Source organism: Anaeromyxobacter dehalogenans 2CP-1 (assembly GCF_000022145.1).
Lineage (GTDB): Bacteria > Myxococcota > Myxococcia > Myxococcales > Anaeromyxobacteraceae > Anaeromyxobacter > Anaeromyxobacter dehalogenans.
The window spans coordinates 3,554,289-3,569,858 of the sequence record NC_011891.1 but is presented as its reverse complement, the minus strand read 5'-3'; the positions used below and the strand labels follow the sequence as shown (position 1 = coordinate 3,569,858).

At 73.4% G+C, this 15,570-nt stretch carries 11 protein-coding genes; 7 read left to right on the top strand and 4 right to left on the bottom strand.

Features of this window, described 5'->3' with window-relative positions; all coding sequences use genetic code 11:
* The first annotated feature begins 45 nt into the window (after positions 1–45).
* The gene (locus A2CP1_RS16200; RefSeq protein WP_012527110.1) at positions 46–447 is read left to right on the top strand and encodes a bacteriohemerythrin; all 402 of its coding nucleotides are present in this window, start codon (positions 46–48) and stop codon (positions 445–447) included.
* Between the two features lie 306 nt (positions 448–753).
* The gene (locus tag A2CP1_RS16190; protein ID WP_015934367.1) at positions 754–4,200 is read left to right on the top strand and encodes a pyruvate carboxylase; all 3,447 of its coding nucleotides are present in this window, start codon (positions 754–756) and stop codon (positions 4,198–4,200) included.
* Positions 4,201–4,262: 62 nt separating this feature from the next.
* On the opposite strand, the gene A2CP1_RS16185 is transcribed toward A2CP1_RS16190, so the two are convergent.
* A complete protein-coding gene (locus A2CP1_RS16185; protein ID WP_015934366.1) occupies positions 4,263–5,933 on the bottom strand; it encodes a hypothetical protein in 1,671 nt (556 codons plus the stop codon).
* Positions 5,934–6,182: 249 nt separating this feature from the next.
* On the opposite strand from A2CP1_RS16185, the gene A2CP1_RS16180 reads away from it, so the two are divergent.
* Both A2CP1_RS16180 and A2CP1_RS16175 read left to right on the top strand, forming a co-directional pair.
* Positions 6,183–8,021, top strand: a complete 1,839-nt coding sequence (locus A2CP1_RS16180) for a 2-oxoacid:acceptor oxidoreductase subunit alpha (RefSeq protein WP_015934365.1) — start codon at positions 6,183–6,185, stop codon at positions 8,019–8,021.
* Positions 8,022–8,023: 2 nt separating this feature from the next.
* Positions 8,024–9,073, top strand: a complete 1,050-nt coding sequence (locus A2CP1_RS16175) for a 2-oxoacid:ferredoxin oxidoreductase subunit beta (protein ID WP_015934364.1) — start codon at positions 8,024–8,026, stop codon at positions 9,071–9,073.
* Here A2CP1_RS16175 and A2CP1_RS16170 read toward each other — a convergent pair whose 3' ends face one another.
* Positions 9,074–10,318: a hypothetical protein gene (locus A2CP1_RS16170; protein WP_015934363.1), complete on the bottom strand. Its 1,245-nt coding sequence runs from the start codon at positions 10,316–10,318 to the stop codon at positions 9,074–9,076. It abuts the gene before it with no gap.
* Between the two features lie 106 nt (positions 10,319–10,424).
* Here A2CP1_RS16170 and A2CP1_RS16165 point away from each other — a divergent pair, with 106 nt between their 5' ends.
* The 3 genes from A2CP1_RS16165 (at position 10,425) to A2CP1_RS16155 (ending at position 13,777) form a co-directional block, all read left to right on the top strand.
* A complete protein-coding gene (locus A2CP1_RS16165; protein WP_015934362.1) occupies positions 10,425–11,393 on the top strand; it encodes a quinone oxidoreductase family protein in 969 nt (322 codons plus the stop codon).
* Positions 11,394–11,516: 123 nt separating this feature from the next.
* A complete protein-coding gene (locus A2CP1_RS16160) occupies positions 11,517–13,157 on the top strand; it encodes an AMP-binding protein (protein ID WP_015934361.1) in 1,641 nt (546 codons plus the stop codon).
* Between the two features lie 140 nt (positions 13,158–13,297).
* Positions 13,298–13,777, top strand: coding sequence for a hypothetical protein (locus tag A2CP1_RS16155; protein ID WP_015934360.1), 480 nt, complete (start codon positions 13,298–13,300; stop codon positions 13,775–13,777).
* Between the two features lie 102 nt (positions 13,778–13,879).
* On the opposite strand, the gene A2CP1_RS16150 is transcribed toward A2CP1_RS16155, so the two are convergent.
* Both A2CP1_RS16150 and A2CP1_RS16145 read right to left on the bottom strand, forming a co-directional pair.
* Positions 13,880–15,274 (bottom strand): NAD(P)(+) transhydrogenase (Re/Si-specific) subunit beta, encoded by a 1,395-nt coding sequence (locus A2CP1_RS16150; RefSeq protein ID WP_015934359.1) that lies wholly within the window; start codon positions 15,272–15,274, stop codon positions 13,880–13,882.
* Positions 15,271–15,570: an NAD(P) transhydrogenase subunit alpha part 2 gene (locus A2CP1_RS16145; protein WP_011422058.1), complete on the bottom strand. Its 300-nt coding sequence runs from the start codon at positions 15,568–15,570 to the stop codon at positions 15,271–15,273. Before A2CP1_RS16145 ends, A2CP1_RS16150 begins: the two co-directional genes overlap by 4 nt.

Sequence of the window (15,570 nt, the reverse complement as noted above, 5' to 3'; positions counted from 1 at the left end):
GGGGCCGTGGCGTCCGGGACCGCGACCGGGGATACTGGGCGCCCCATGGTGATCGAGTGGACGCCGTCGCTCTCGGTGGGGGTGGCCGAGATCGACGCCCAGCACCAGGAGCTGTTCCGCCGCGCCGAGCGCCTGATCGTGGCGCTGCGCGCCGGCGACCGGTCCGAGGTCCAGCCGCTGCTCGAGTTCCTCGCCGACTACGTGGTCGAGCACTTCGAGGCGGAGGAGCGGGAGATGCGCGCGGTGGGGTTCCCGGAGTACGCCGCGCACAAGGCGGCCCACGACGCGTTCCGGCGCGACTTCGAGGATCTCGCGGGTGAGGTCCAGCGCAGCGGCGCCAGCCCGCTCGCCGCGCTCACGCTGCACAACTGGATCTCCGACTGGCTCCGCCGCCACATCGCCGGCGTGGACCAGGAGCTCGGGCGGTACCTGCTGGCGCGCGGGTAGCTCGGCGCCCGCGCCGCCGCGGTCCGCTCCGGCGCGTTCACGATCGGTCTCGTCGACCGCTCCGGTCGCCGACCGGAGAATCAGGCGGGAGCCCTGCGACGCCCCTCGACACGGTGCGGCAGGCTGTGCTCCACTTCGCCCCCGACGCCGAACCGCTGGACCGAGCCGAGCCCGCGACGCCCGACTTGATCCTCGACGCCCCGTTCCTCGCCCGCCCCGAGCGGACGGCGATCGCCATCGACCCTCGACCCCGCCAACGGCGCACGCCTCGCGTGCGCGCGCCGCCCCGTCGTCCCGGAGCCCGACATGACGATCCCGTTCAAGCGCGTGATGGCAGCGAACCGCGGCGAGATCGCGATCCGGATCTTCCGAGCCTGCACCGAGCTCGGCATCCAGACCGTCGCGATCTACTCGGAGGAGGACCGCCTCTCGCTGCACCGCTACAAGGCCGACGAGGCCTACCTGGTGGGCAAGGGGAAGCCGCCCATCGACGCCTACCTCGGCATCGAGGAGATCGTGGAGCTGGCGAGGCGGCTGGAGGTGGACGCGATCCACCCCGGCTACGGCTTCCTCTCGGAGAACCCGGAGTTCTCCGAGGCGTGCGAGCGCGCCGGCATCGCGTTCGTCGGCCCGACCTCCGAGATGCAGCGCAAGCTGGGCGACAAGGTGGCCGGCCGCAAGGCCGCGCAGGCCGCCGGCGTGCCGGTGGTCCCCGGCACCCCCGAGCCCATCCTCCACGACGAGGAGGCGCTCATCTTCGCGAAGCAGCACGGCTACCCCATCATCATCAAGGCGAGCGCCGGCGGCGGCGGCCGCGGCATGCGCGTGGCGCGCAGCCAGAAGGAGCTGCTGGAGGGGCTGGTCTCGGCGCGCAGCGAGGCGCGCGCCGCGTTCGGCAACGCGGCGGTGTTCCTGGAGCGCTACATCGAGCGCCCCAAGCACATCGAGGTCCAGGTGCTGGGCGACCACCACGGCGAGCTCGTCCACCTGTTCGAGCGCGACTGCTCCATCCAGCGCCGCCACCAGAAGGTGGTCGAGTTCGCCCCCTCGCTCGCGCTCACCGAGGCGCAGCGCGAGGCGATCTGCGGCGACGCGCTGAAGATCGCGCGGTCGGTGCGCTACCGGAACGCCGGCACGGTGGAGTTCCTGGTGGACCCGCAGGGGCGCCACTACTTCATCGAGGTCAACCCGCGCATCCAGGTGGAGCACACGGTCACCGAGAGCATCACCGGCCGGAACCTGGTGCAGGCGCAGCTCCTGGTGGCGCAGGGCAGGCGGCTCTCCGACCCGGAGATCGGGATCGCGCGGCAGCAGGACGTGCAGCGGCGCGGGTTCGCGGTGCAGTGCCGCATCACCACCGAGGACCCGCAGAACGGCTTCGCGCCGGACTACGGCGTGCTGAAGGCGTACCGCTCGCCGGGCGGCTTCGGCGTGCGGCTCGACGCGGGCTCGGCGTTCACCGGCGCGGTGATCACGCCGCACTACGACTCGCTGCTGGTGAAGATCACGACCTGGGGGCTGACGCTCGACGCCGCGGCGCACGTGATGGACCGGTCGCTGCAGGAGTTCCGCGTCCGCGGCGTCAAGACGAACATCGCGTTCCTCGAGAACGTGATGCGGCACCCGGTGTTCCTGTCCGGCCGCTGCGACACCTCCTTCATCGAGGACCACCCCGAGCTGCTGGCGCAGTCGGAGCGCAAGGACCGCGGGACGAAGCTGCTGCGCTACCTCGCCGACGTGACCGTGAACGGCTCGCCCGGCGTGTCGCGCGCCACGCGTCCGGCGGACATCCGTGAGCCGCGCCTGCCGAAGGTGGACCTGACCCGGCCGCGGCCCAAGGGCACCCGCGACATCCTGCTGGAGCGCGGTCCGGAGGGGCTGGCGCGCTGGGTGCTCGCCGAGAAGCGGCTGCTGTTCACCGACACGACCATGCGCGACGCGCACCAGTCGCTGCTCGCGACGCGGGTGCGCACCCACGACCTGCTCCGCATCGCGCCCGCGACCGGCGTGCTCGGCGCCGGGCTGTTCTCGCTGGAGATGTGGGGCGGCGCCACGTTCGACGTGGCGATGCGCTTCCTGCGCGAGGATCCCTGGGAGCGGCTGCACAAGCTGCGCAAGGAGGTCCCGAACGTCCTGTTCCAGATGCTGCTCCGCGGCTCGAACGCGGTCGGCTACACAAACTATCCCGACAACGTGGTCGAGCGCTTCGTGGAGGAGGCGGCGAGGTCGGGGATCGACGTGTTCCGCGTGTTCGACTCGCTGAACTGGACCCGGGGCATGAAGGTCGCCATGGAGGCGGTGCGCCGGCAGGGCAAGGTGTGCGAGGCGGCCGTCTGCTACACGGGCGACATCGACGACCCGAGGCGCGACAAGTACCCGCTCGATTACTACGTGAAGCTCGCGAAGGAGCTGGAGCGGATGGGCGCCCACTTCCTCGCGGTGAAGGACATGGCGGGCCTGCTGAAGCCATTCGCGGCCGCGAAGCTGGTGAAGGCGCTGAAGGACGCCGTCGGCCTGCCGGTGCACCTGCACACGCACGACACCTCCGGCGTGGCCTCCGCCACGCTGCTCGAGGCGACGAAGGCCGGCGTGGACGTGGTCGACGCGGCGCTGTCGCCGCTCTCCGGCCTCACGGCGCAGCCGAACCTGAACTCGCTCGCGGCCGTGCTGGAGGGGAGCGCCTGGGACCCGAAGCTCGATCGCGACGGGCTGCAGCAGCTCGCGAACTACTGGGAGACGGTGCGGGACTGGTACGCGCCGTTCGAGTCGGGCCTGAAGAGCGGGACGGCCGAGGTCTACCGGCACGAGATCCCGGGCGGCCAGTACTCCAACTACAAGCCGCAGGTGGCCGGGCTGGGCCTCCTCGACAGGTGGGAGGAGTGCAAGGACATGTACCGGAAGGTGAACCTGCTGTTCGGGGACATCGTGAAGGTGACGCCGTCGTCGAAGGTGGTCGGCGACATGGCCATGTTCCTGGTGAAGAACGGGCTCGAGCCGGAGGACCTGTTCACCGACAAGGCGAACGAGCTCGCGTTCCCGGAGTCGGTGGTGGGGCTCGCCCGCGGCATGCTCGGCCAGCTGCACGGCGGGTTCCCGGAGCGGCTGCGCGAGATCCTGCTCCGCGGCCAGGAGCCCATCACCTGCCGCCCGGGCGAGCTGCTCGAGCCGGCCGACCTCGAGGCCGAGCGGCGCAGGGCGGCGGAGCGGGTGGGGCACCCGGTGGACGACAAGGCGCTCGTGTCCTGGCTGCTCTACCCGAACGTCTGGCCGGAGCTCTCGCGCCACCGCGAGGCGTTCTCCGACACCTCGGTGGTCCCGACGCCGGTGTTCTTCTGGGGCCTCGAGCCCGGCCAGGAGACCAGCGTCGAGATCGAGCCCGGCAAGACGCTCATCGTGAAGCTGGTCTCGATGGGCAAGCTGGAGAAGGACGGGACCCGAGACCTGATCTTCGAGCTGAACGGCGAGGGGCGCACCATCACGGTGCGCGACGCCTCGGCCGCGCAGGCGTCGGCGGCGCGGGTGAAGGCGGAGCGCGGCAACCCGGCGCACGTGGGCGCGCCCATGCCGGGCAAGGTGCTGAAGGTGAACGTGAAGCCGGGCGACGAGGTGAAGGCCGGCGCCGTGCTGCTCGTCACCGAGGCGATGAAGATGGAGACGAACGTCAAGGCGAAGGGCGACTGCCGCGTCGCCGAGGTCCGCTTCAAGGAGGGTGACAAGGTCGAGAAGGAGGACCTGCTGCTCGTCCTCGGGTGATCGCCGGCTGAAACGTGAGGGGCGGCCCCCGCGCGGAGCCGCCCCTCACCCCCGTCCGTGCACTACGGCCGGTACACCCCGCCGTCGAGCGGCTTCGCCGCTCCATCGATCGTCACCGCGCCGGCCGCGCCGGCCGGCGTGCCCGCGCCGCCGCGGGCGGTGAGCGGCGCCGCCACCGCGGTCGCCGCGGTGGAGGAGGCCAGGTCGACGGTCCCTCCGACGCCGCCCGCCGTCGCGGCCGACGCGCCGCCGTCCACGGCCACCGCGCCGCAGGCGACGTGCGAGCCCGCCAGGTGGACGTGGCCGCCCACGCCGCCCTCGCCGGCGCCCCCGGCGCCCCCGGCGGCGCGGAGCGCGGCCTCGATCGCGATGCCGTCCGCGGCCACCGCCGCCGGCGAGATCGTCGGCGCGCTCGCGCCGTCGACCCCGATCCAGCCGCCGTTCCCGCCGCCGTCGGCGCCGTCACCGCCGCCCGCGTCCACCGCGCCGGTCCCCACCTCGACGCGCACGTCGCCGTCGGCGAAGCCCTCCTGCCTCACCACCACCGCGCCGGCGTCGCCGCCCACGGTGCCGTCGCCGCCGCCCGCGTCGAGCTGGGCGAGCACCACCGCGCGCACCGCGCCGGTCGAGCCGGTCGCGAGCACCGCCACGCTCCCACCGGCGCCGCCGGGCCCGTTCGCCGCGCGCCCGCCGCGCGCCCGCAGCACGCCGGCCACGAGCGCCCGGCCGTCCGACGCCTCGAGGGCGGTCCCCGCGGCGGCGCCGCCGGGGCCGTCCACGGTGGCCGCGCCGCCCGAGGCGTCGAGCTCGCCCGCGCTGAAGGTGTCGCCCACCGCGCAGCCGGACAGGTACACGTACCCGCCGTCGCCGCCGCCGCGGGCGCCGTTCCCGCCGCGCGCGACGATGCGGCCGAGGTTGTGGGCGTCGCAGGTGCCCGCCTCGCCCCAGATGCCCCACAGCGAGGCGGCGATCGCGGAGCCGCCGGCGCCGTCGGTGCCCTCACCGCCGGACCCGTCGATGACCCCGGTGTTCACCAGCGGCCCGTCGGAGGCGCCGAGATCCAGCTCGCCGGCGTGGCCGCCGGAGGTGCCGCGGCCGCCGCGCGCGAGGATGGCGCCCGCGTTCACGATGGCGCCCGAGGTGCGCACGGTCACGCCGCCCGATCCGAGCCCGTCGCCGGCCGAGTCCGGCGGCGTGCCGTCGATCCGGCCGCTCGCGGAGACGTGCAGCGCGGCGGCGCGGAGCGAGATCGTCGCGGTGGACTGGCTGGCGTCGTACAGGGTGGTGACGACGGTCCCGTCCACCCGGATCGCGCCGTCCACCAGCAGGTACGCCACGGCGGATCCGTCCGGATCCAGCGTGAGCGTCGCCCCCGCCTTCACCCAGAGGCCGGTCGCCGGGCTCGCGCCGTCGTCGCCCAGGATCGGGCCCGCGGCGAGCAGCGTCGCGTCGGAGGAGAGGGTCCGCGGGTTCGCGCCCAGGTCGGGCGCGGGCACGATCGGGATGGCGAGCGCGGGGGGCGCGACGCCGGGGCGGAGCGAGACGCCGCCGCCCGGCGTGACGGAGACGATGAACGCGCCGCCACCGCCGCCGGTGCTGGTGCGGCCGGTCCCGCCCCGCGCGCTCACGGCGGGCGTCGCGGCGGACGGGCCGTCGCCGCCGCCGCTCGAGCAGGCGGCCAGCGCGAGCGCGCAGGCGAGGGGAAGGGACGTCCTCAGGTCGAGACGGATCAAAAGGTGCTCCTCGGGGCCCGCCCGCGGAGCGCGGGCTCGAGCGGGGGCAGGAGTGCCCGCCGCGACGGCACCGGGCAAGCGGACGCGCGGGGGCCTGCCCGGGGGGCCAGTGGGCCGGGACGCGCACGCGAGGCGCGAGCACGGGATGCCCGCGCGGGTCGCCGACGGGTACCGACCCGGGGGCTGGCTGGCGCGGCCCCCACGCCCCGTTATCTCCGTCCCGTCGATCTCTCGTGCACCCGGAGCGCCATGCTCGAGCACAGCACTGCAGCGGGGGAGGCGGGGGCCGGCCGCGCGTCCCAGCCTCCGCTCGTCAACGACTTCTCCATCCAGGTCGCCACCGCGAACGGCTCGGGCTCGCAGAGCTCGAACACGGTGCTGCTGCGGTCGCTGTTCCAGATGGGCATCCCGGTCTCGGGCAAGAACCTGTTCCCCTCCAACATCGCGGGGCTGCCCACCTGGTACACGGTGCGTGCGTCCCGGGACGGCTGGACCGCGCGCAAGAAGGAGATCGACCTGCTGGTCGCGATGAACCCGGAGACCGCGCGCGAGGACGTGCGCGCGCTCTCCCCGGGCGCCGCCGTGGTCTACGACGCGCCCCTCGCGCTCGCCTCGCTGCGAGACGACCTCGTGTTCTACCCGGTCCCGTTCGACGAGGTGATCGCGCCGGTCGCGAGCGAGGCCCGGCTCCGGAAGCTCCTGCGGAACATGGCGTACGTGGGCGTGCTGGCGCGGTTGCTCGGGATCGAGATGGGCGAGGTCGAGCGCGCCATCGGGCGCGTCTTCGGGCAGAAGGCGCGGGCCCGCGAGCTGAACGTGGCCGCGGCGCGCGCCGGGTTCGAGCACGCCGGCACGCTGGAGAAGCGCGACCGCCTCTCGGTCCGGCGCATGGACGCGACCGCCGGGAAGATCATCGTGGACGGGAACTCCGCCGCGGCGCTCGGAGCGCTGTTCGCCGGCGTCACCGTGGTGGCCTGGTACCCGATCACGCCCTCGTCCTCGCTGGTCGAGACGCTCATCGGCCACCTCCGCGAGCACCGCGTGGACGCGGACGGCCGGGCCACCTACGCGGTGGTCCAGGCCGAGGACGAGCTGGCGGCGGTGGGCATGGCGATCGGCGCCGGCTGGGCGGGCGCGCGCGCCATGACCGCGAGCGCGGGCCCGGGGCTCTCGCTCATGGCCGAGTTCGTCGGGCTCGCCTACTACGCCGAGATCCCGGTCGTGATCTTCGACGTCCAGCGCGTCGGCCCGTCCACCGGCCTGCCCACCCGCACGTCGCAGGGCGACGTGCTCTCCACCGCGTTCCTCTCGCACGGCGACACGCAGCACGTGCTGCTGTTCCCGGGCTCGGTGGAGGAGTGCTTCGCGATGGGCGTGGAGGCGTTCGACGTCGCCGAGCGGCTGCAGACGCCGGTGTTCGTGATGACCGATCTCGACCTGGGGATGAACAACTGGATGGCGGACCCGTTCCCGTACCCCGACCGCCCCATCGACCGCGGCAAGGTGCTCTCGAAGGAGGACCTCGAGCGGCTGGGCGGCTTCGCCCGCTACCGCGACGTGGACGGCGACGGGATCGGGTGGCGCACGCTGCCGGGGACCGATCACCCGCGCGCCGCGTACTTCACCCGCGGCACCGGCCACGACGACGCGTCGGCGTACAGCGAGAGCCCGACCGTGTTCGAGCAGAACATGGCCCGGCTGGCGCGGAAGCTCGACGGGGCCCGCGCGCTCCTGCCGGCGCCGGAGCGGCACGGCGGCGGCAGCGCGCCGGTGGGCATCGTCGCGTACGGCTCCTCCCACCCCGCCATCCTGGAGGCGCGCGCGCAGCTCGCGGCCGAGGCGGGCCTCGAGGCCGACTACCTGCGCGTCCGCGCCTACCCGTTCTCGCGGGAGGTGGAGGCGTTCGTGCGCGCGCACGAGCGGGTCTACGTGGTCGAGCAGAACCGCGACGGCCAGCTCGCCGCGCTGCTGAAGCTGGATCTCCCCGCCGAGCTGGTGCCGCGGCTGCGCGGCATCGCCCACGTGCACGGGCTCCCGCTCGACGCGCGCTCGGTGACCGACGAGCTGCTGGCGAAGGAGGCGAGGTGACCATGGCCGCTCCCGTTCCCCCCGGCGCCGCCGCCCCTCGCCAGAACCGCCTCGGCCTCGCCATCGCGGACTACAAGGGCGGCAAGACCACCCTGTGCGCCGGCTGCGGGCACAACGCCATCTCCGAGCGCCTGCTCGAGGCGATGTTCGACCTGGGTGTCCCGCCCGAGCGGGTGGCCAAGTTCTCCGGCATCGGCTGCTCGTCCAAGACGCCCGCCTACTTCATGAGCCGCTCGCACGCGTTCAACGCCGTGCACGGGCGCATGCCGGCGGTCGCGACCGGCGCCCTGCTCGCGAACCGGACGCTCGTCGGGGTGGGCGTGTCCGGCGACGGCGACACCGCGTCCATCGGCATCGGCCAGTTCGCGCACCTCATGCGCCGCAACCTGCCCATCCTCTACGTCGTCGAGGACAACGGCGTGTACGGCCTCACCAAGGGCCAGTTCTCCGCAACCGCCGACGTCGGCTCGCGCCTGAAGAGCGGCGTCGCGAACGAGCTGCCGCCCATCGACACCTGCGCGCTCGCCGTCCAGCTCGGCGCCACCTTCGTCGGCCGCTCCTTCTCCGGCGACAAGCGCCAGCTCTCGGCCATGCTCAAGGCGGCGCTCTCGCACCGCGGCACCGCCATGCTCGACGTGCTCTCGCCCTGCGTCACGTTCAACGATCACGAGGGCTCGACGCGCTCGTTCGCGTACGTGAAGGAGCACGACGCGCCGCTGCAGGAGCTGTCGTACGTGCCGGCGTTCGAGGACGTGACCGTGGACTACGATCCCGGCACCACGGTCGACGTCGAGCTGCACGACGGCGCGCACCTGCGGCTCCGGAAGCTGGAGGAGGGGTTCGACCCCCGCGACCGGACCCGGGCGGTGGCGCGGCTGATGGAGGCGTCCGCCCGCGGCGAGGTGCTCACCGGCGTGTTCTTCGTGGACGCGAAGGCGGCCTCGCTGACCGACCAGCTCCGGATGGTGGAGGCGCCGCTGGCGACGCTGCCGGAGGCGCGGGTGCGGCCGCCGCCGGCGGTGCTCGAGGAGATCATGGCGTCGCTGCGCTGATCAGCGCGCCAGGAGCCGCGGCCAGACGCGCCAGCTGCAGGCGCCCTGCGCGTCCTGCTGCGACACCGTGCCGTCCCAGCCCTGGTCCACCGCGCCGGTGGTGCAGGCGCCGACGCCCGGCCGGCGCAGCCAGATCCGCCCGCACAGGCGCCCCGAGGGCGCGCGCAGCTCGATGGCCTGGGCGCAGTCCGCCGCGGCCGCGCCGGGCGGCGGCAGCAGCGCGTAGCCCGCGTTGCCGCGCGTGAAGCGCAGGCTCCACCCGGCGCGGCCGGCCAGCCACCCGGGGAGCGGCGCGCTGGTGGTGGCCAGCCGAGGGTAGACCCGCCGGAACGCGCCGTCGGCGCGCAGGGCGAGCCCGCCGTCGAGCAGCGGCACCAGCTCCAGCTCGTGCCGGAGCGCGCTCGAGCCCGTGAGGTCGGCGGAGCGCTCGACCAGCTCGCCCACGGCGAGCGCGCCGCCGGCGCCGTCCAGCCAGGCCACGTCCACCCAGGCCGAGCGCTGCCACACCGCGAGCGCCTCGCCGCTGCGCGAGACGCCGCCCACCAGGAACGTCACGTCGGACTCGCTGCGCGCGCCGAAGCGGGCCGGCTCGGCCCAGCGCGGCGCGCCGGCCGCGTCGAAGCGCTGGGCGTGGAGCGCGCTCCAGTGGTTGCCGGCGACGGCGGTGTCGGCGACCAGCGCCAGCGCGCCGCCGGACGGATCGCCGGCCAGGCTCGCACCGCGCAGCACGGCCAGCGCCGGATCGGAGGACACGGTCTCGGCGCCCGCCGCGGCGCCGTCGCTCGCGAGCGCGACGACGCGCACCGCCGGGCCGCCCGGGGCGGCGTCGTCCTGGGCCAGCCCGAGCCAGCCCGAGGGCTGCGTCAGGAGCGGCCAGGCCCGGAACGTGCGCCCGGGCGCGCCGCCCGGGTCGAACACCTGCCAGCTCGTGCCGCCGGCGTCGCGCGCCGCCGCGGCCACCTGCCCGGTCCCATCCGACAGCGCCGCCCCGCAGGTCGCGTCCGCCGGCGCGGCGCGCGCGAGGATCACCGGCTCGGGCGCACCGTCCGGCACCAGGCCGGCGCACTCGCCGGACGCGTCCAGCCGCTCGATGGTGAGCGCGGCGGCGGGCGCGGCGGACGGCGGCGTGGGGACCGGGTCCGGCGCCGCCGGCGGCGGGGGGCTCGCGGAGGGCGGCGCAGGAGCGGGGCCGCCCCCTCCGCAGGCGAGCGAGAGGGCGAGCACGGCGGGGAGGGCGGTGCGCACGGGCCGAATCTCGGCACGCCGCCCCGCCCGCGCCTGCCCGCCTGCCCGCCCCGCCTGCGGCGAACCGGGCGGTGCGAGCGCACGCCGGCCGGGTTAGGACGGATGCATGCGCGCGATCCGGTTCCACGAGCACGGCGGCCCCGAGGTCCTGAAGCTGGAGGACGTTACCGTCGGTGATCCCGGGCCGGGCGAGGCCCGGCTCCACATCGCCGCCGCCGGCGTGAACTTCGTGGACGTGTACCAGCGGTCCGGCCTGTACCCGATGCAGCTCCCGGCCGGCCTGGGCGTCGAGGCGGCGGGGCGGGTGGAGGCCGTGGGCGCGGGCGTGGACCACTTCCGCCCGGGCGACCGGGTCGCGTTCGTCGGCGGGCCGGGCTGCTACGCCGAGGCGCGGGTGGTCCCGGCCGACCGGCTGGTGCGCCTGCCCGACGCGATCTCCGACCGCACCGCGGCCGGCGCCATGCTGAAGGGGCTCACGGCGCAGGTGCTCATCCGGCGCACCTACCCGGTGAAGGCGGGCGACGTGGTCCTCTGGCATGCGGCGGCAGGTGGGGTCGGGCTCATCGCGATCCAGTGGCTGAAGGCGCTCGGCGCGACCGTGATCGGCACGGTGGGCAGCGACGAGAAGGCGGCGCTGGCGCGCGCCCACGGCTGCGACCACGCCATCGTGTACACGCGCGAGGACTTCGTGGCGCGGGTGCGGGAGATCACCGGCGGCGAGGGCGTGCCGGTGGTGTACGACTCGGTCGGCAAGACCACCTTCGCCGGCTCCATCGACTGCCTGCGGCCGCTCGGCATGATGGTGACGTTCGGCAACGCGTCCGGGCCGGTGCCGCCGCTGGACCCGCTGCTGCTCTCGCGCAAGGGCTCGCTGTACCTCACGCGGCCGAGCGTGTTCACCTACGTGGCGCGGCGCGCGGATCTGGAGCGCAGCGCCGCCGAGCTGCTCGAGGTGGTCGGGAGCGGGGCGGTGAAGGTGGAGGTCGGCCGCGCGCTGCCGCTGGCGCAGGCGGCCGAGGCGCACCGCGCGCTGGAGGCGCGCGCCACCACGGGCTCGCTGGTGCTCGAGCCGTAGCCGGCGCGGCGTGGTCCTCACGGCGATCGTGCGTGACGCGCGGCGTCGCGCACGCACACCCTTCCACCCGGGCCCGCGCGCGTCTAGGATTCCGCCCCCGTTTCCCCTCCCGGAGGCAGAGCCTTGAACGCACCATCCTACGTCAGCGGGCCGTCCACCACGCCGCTCCTCGGCGAGACCATCGGCGAGAACCTGCGCCGCACGGTCCAGCGGTTCCCGGATCGCGACGCGCTGGTGTCGGTGTACCAGGGCTACCGCGCGACCTACCGGCAGTTCTGGGAGGAGACGTCGCTGGTGGCGCGCGGGCTGCTGGTCCGCGGCGTCAAGAAGGGCGACCGCGTCGGCATCTGGGCGCCGAACCGGTACGAGTGGGTGGTGATCCAGTACGCGTCGGCGCGCATCGGCGCGATCCTGGTCAACATCAACCCGGCCTACCGCGTGCACGAGCTGGAGTACGCGCTCAAGCAGTCGGGCGTGTCCACGCTGCTGCTCGCGCGGACGTTCCGCAACGCGGACTACGTGGCCATGGTGCGCGACGTGCGGCTCCGCTGCCCCGAGCTGCGCCAGACCATCGTCATCGACGACGAGTGGGGCGCCCTCAAGCACGACGCGCTGCGCTTCAGCGAGGACGAGCTGGCGCGCCTCGAGCGCGACCTCCAGTTCGACGACCCCATCAACATCCAGTACACCAGCGGCACCACCGGGTTCCCCAAGGGCGCCACCCTCTCGCACCACAACATCGTCAACAACGGCTTCTTCATCGGCGAGTTCCTGCGCTACACCGACGCCGACCGGGTGTGCATCCCGGTGCCGTTCTACCACTGCTTCGGCATGGTCCTCGCCAACATGGCCATCACCACGCACGGCGCGGCCATGGTGATCCCGCTCGACAACTTCGACCCGCTCACGGTGATGCGCACCGTGCAGCAGGAGCGCTGCACCGCGCTGTACGGCGTGCCCACCATGTTCATCGCGGAGCTCGATCACCCCGAGTTCCAGGCGTTCGACTTCTCCTCGCTGCGCACCGGGATCATGGCCGGCTCGCCCTGCCCGGTGGAGGTCATGAAGAAGGTCCAGAAGGACATGCACATGCCGGAGGTCACCATCTGCTACGGCATGACCGAGACCTCGCCGGTGTCGACGCAGTCGCGCACCGACGATCCGCTGGAGAAGCGGGTGACCACGGTCGGCCAGGTCCACCCGCACGTCGAGATCAAGATCGTCGATCCCACCACCGGCCGGATCGTGCCGCGCGGCACGCCGGGCGAGCTGTGCACCCGCGGCTACTCGGTGATGCTCGGCTACTGGCGCGATCCGCACGCCACCCGCGAGGCCATCGACGACGGCCGCTGGATGCACACCGGCGACCTCGCCACCATCGACGAGCACGGCTACGTGAAGATCGTCGGGCGCATCAAGGACATGGTGCTGCGCGGCGGCGAGAACATCTTCCCGCGCGAGGTGGAGGAGTTCCTCTACACGATCCCGGGCGTCTCCGACGTGCAGGTGATCGGCGTGCCCGACGTGAAGTACGGCGAGGAGCTGATGGCCTGGGTGAAGCTGCGGCCCGGCGTGACGCTGACCGGCGAGGAGGTCCGCGCCTACTGCAAGGGCAAGATCGCGACCTACAAGATCCCGCGCTACTACAAGTTCGTGGACGGCTTCCCGATGACGGTCTCCGGCAAGGTCCAGAAGTACAAGATGCGCGAGACCGCCATCCAGGAGCTGGGCCTCCAGCAGGCGGCCTCCATCGAGACCGCGTGAGCGCCGGCGCGCGGGGGACGCGCACCCCCGCACGGTGCCCGGGCGCCCGCTCCCCCCGCCGCCTTCGCGGCGCGTCGCGCTCGTGCGGGCGCGTGCCTACCTTCTGCGTCGGACGGGCAGACGCCCGCCAGGAGGGGACCATGCGTAAACTGGCTGTGTTGATGGGCGCGCTGCTGCTCGCCGGGACGGCGGCGGCGAACGACCGCCTGGGGAGCACCAAGGAGGAGACGAAGGAGGCCGGGCAGGCGGCCGCGCGCGACACGAAGAGCTCGGCCGATCGCGCCGGGCAGTGGACGCGCGATCAGACCGGCACCGGGAGCGCGAACGAGCCGGGCATGCACCAGAACACGGCGCAGGCCGAGCAGCGCCGGGACGAGATGTCGAAGAAGGACTTCGACATCAAGGGCAAGATCTCCAAGGTGTCGCAGACCGCCATCACGCTGGATCGCGACGACGCGACCACCGCGACGCTCCACTGCGACCGGAACACCAAGGTGGAGCTGGACGGCAACACCGCCCGGCTCACGCAGCTCAAGCCCGGCCAGGACGTGAAGGCGTCCTTCAACCTCAAGGGCGACAAGCCCATGGCGATCGAGGTGAAGGCGGACTCGAACAAGTAGCGCCGTTCGCGCCGGAGGCAGCACGGGCCTCGCGCGTCGTGCGCGGGGCCCGTGCCGTCCTCGCGTCGCCGGCGCCGCCCGGCGGCGCGCGAGCCGCGAGGCTCAGGACTGCTGCTTCACCTCGTGCACCAGCTTCGCGAGCGAGGCCTTCGCGTCGCCGAACAGCATCGAGGTGTTCTCGGCGTAGAACAGCTCGTTCTCGATGCCCGCGAAGCCCGGGTTCATCGAGCGCTTCATGACGATGACCTGCTTCGCCTTGTCCACGTCGAGGATGGGCATCCCGTAGATGGGCGAGGCGCGATCGTTCCGCGCCGCGGGGTTGACGACGTCGTTCGCGCCGATCACCAGGGCCACGTCGGCGTTCTGGAACTCGTCGTTGATCTCGTCCATCTCCTTGAGCTTGTCGTAGGGGATGTCCGCCTCGGCGAGCAGCACGTTCATGTGGCCGGGCATGCGGCCCGCCACCGGGTGGATGGCGTAGAGCACCGTCCCGCCGTTCTTCTCGACGAGCTGGGCCAGCTCCCGGACCTGGTGCTGCGCCTGCGCCACAGCCATGCCGTAGCCGGGGACCACGATCACGAGCCGCGCGAACGCGAGCTGGATGGCGGCGTCCTCCGGGGTGATGGAGCGGACCGTCAGCCCCTGGGCGGTCTTGGCGGACGCCGCCGGCGCCGAGCCGAACGCGCCGAACAGCACGTTCGTGAACGACCGGTTCATCGCCCGGCTCATGATGATCGACAGGATGAAGCCCGAGGCGCCGTCGAGCGCCCCGGCGATGATGAGCACGTTGTTGCCGATGGCGAAGCCCGTCGCGGACGACGCCAGGCCGGCGTACGAGTTGAGCAGGGAGATGACCACCGGCATGTCTGCGCCGCCGATGGGGAGCACCAGCGACACCCCGAACAGCAGCCCCAGCCCGACCATGGCGTAGAACGCCGCCGGGTGCGCCCCGGGATCGTGGATGAGCCAGCCGAACAGCCCGAGCGCGGCGGCGAACATCAGCAGCGAGACCACGTTCTGGCCGGGGAAGGTGACCGGCCGCGAGGGGAGCAGCTCCTGGAGCTTCCCGAACGCCATGAAGCTGCCGGTGATGGTGAGGGCGCCGAACAGCACCTCGAAGCCCAGCGCCGCCATCGTGCCGCGGCCCACCTGGGCGCCGTTGCCCAGGTGCCAGTACTCCGCGACGCCCACCAGCGTGGCGGCGACCGCGCCGAACATGTGCGAGATGGCGATGCGCTGCGGCATCGCGGTCATGGGGACGTAGACGCCGAGCGGGTAGCCGATGGCCGACCCGAGCGCCAGGCCGGCCAGGATCCACCCGTAGTGGACGACATCGTGGTGCACGAGCGTGCCCACGATCGCGAGCAGCATGCCGACGGCGGCGAGCTGCATGCCGCGGCGGGCCTTGTCCGGGATAGTGAGGCTGCGGAGGCCGAGGATGAACAGGACCGACGCGGCGAGGTACGCCGCCTCGATGAACAGCGTGCGCGGGCTCACTTCTTCTGGCCTCCCGCCCGGTCGGCGCGCTTGAACATCTTGAGCATGCGGTCGGTGATGATGAAGCCGCCCACCACGTTGATGGTCGCGGAGGTGACCGCCACGAACCCGAGGACGTTCGCGAGCAGCCCGCGCTCCGCCCCGGCCATCACCAGCGAGCCCACCAGCGAGATGGCGCTGATGGCGTTGGTGGCCGACATGAGCGGGGTGTGCAGCAGCGCCGGGACCCGGGTGATGACGAAGAACCCGACGAAGCCGGCGAGGACGAAGACGTAGATCTGGATGAGCTCGAGCAT

Bases quoted from the DNA above. Each gene is read 5' to 3' on its own strand.
- A2CP1_RS16200 (WP_012527110.1), top strand. From the start codon at position 46: ATGGTGATCGAGTGGACGCCGTCGCTCTCGGTGGGGGTGGCCGAGATC.
- A2CP1_RS16190 (WP_015934367.1), top strand. From the start codon at position 754: ATGACGATCCCGTTCAAGCGCGTGATGGCAGCGAACCGCGGCGAGATC.
- A2CP1_RS16180 (WP_015934365.1), top strand. From the start codon at position 6,183: ATGCTCGAGCACAGCACTGCAGCGGGGGAGGCGGGGGCCGGCCGCGCG.
- A2CP1_RS16175 (WP_015934364.1), top strand. From the start codon at position 8,024: ATGGCCGCTCCCGTTCCCCCCGGCGCCGCCGCCCCTCGCCAGAACCGC.
- A2CP1_RS16165 (WP_015934362.1), top strand. From the start codon at position 10,425: ATGCGCGCGATCCGGTTCCACGAGCACGGCGGCCCCGAGGTCCTGAAG.
- A2CP1_RS16155 (WP_015934360.1), top strand. From the start codon at position 13,298: ATGCGTAAACTGGCTGTGTTGATGGGCGCGCTGCTGCTCGCCGGGACG.
- A2CP1_RS16145 (WP_011422058.1), bottom strand. From the start codon at position 15,570: ATGCTCGAGCTCATCCAGATCTACGTCTTCGTCCTCGCCGGCTTCGTC.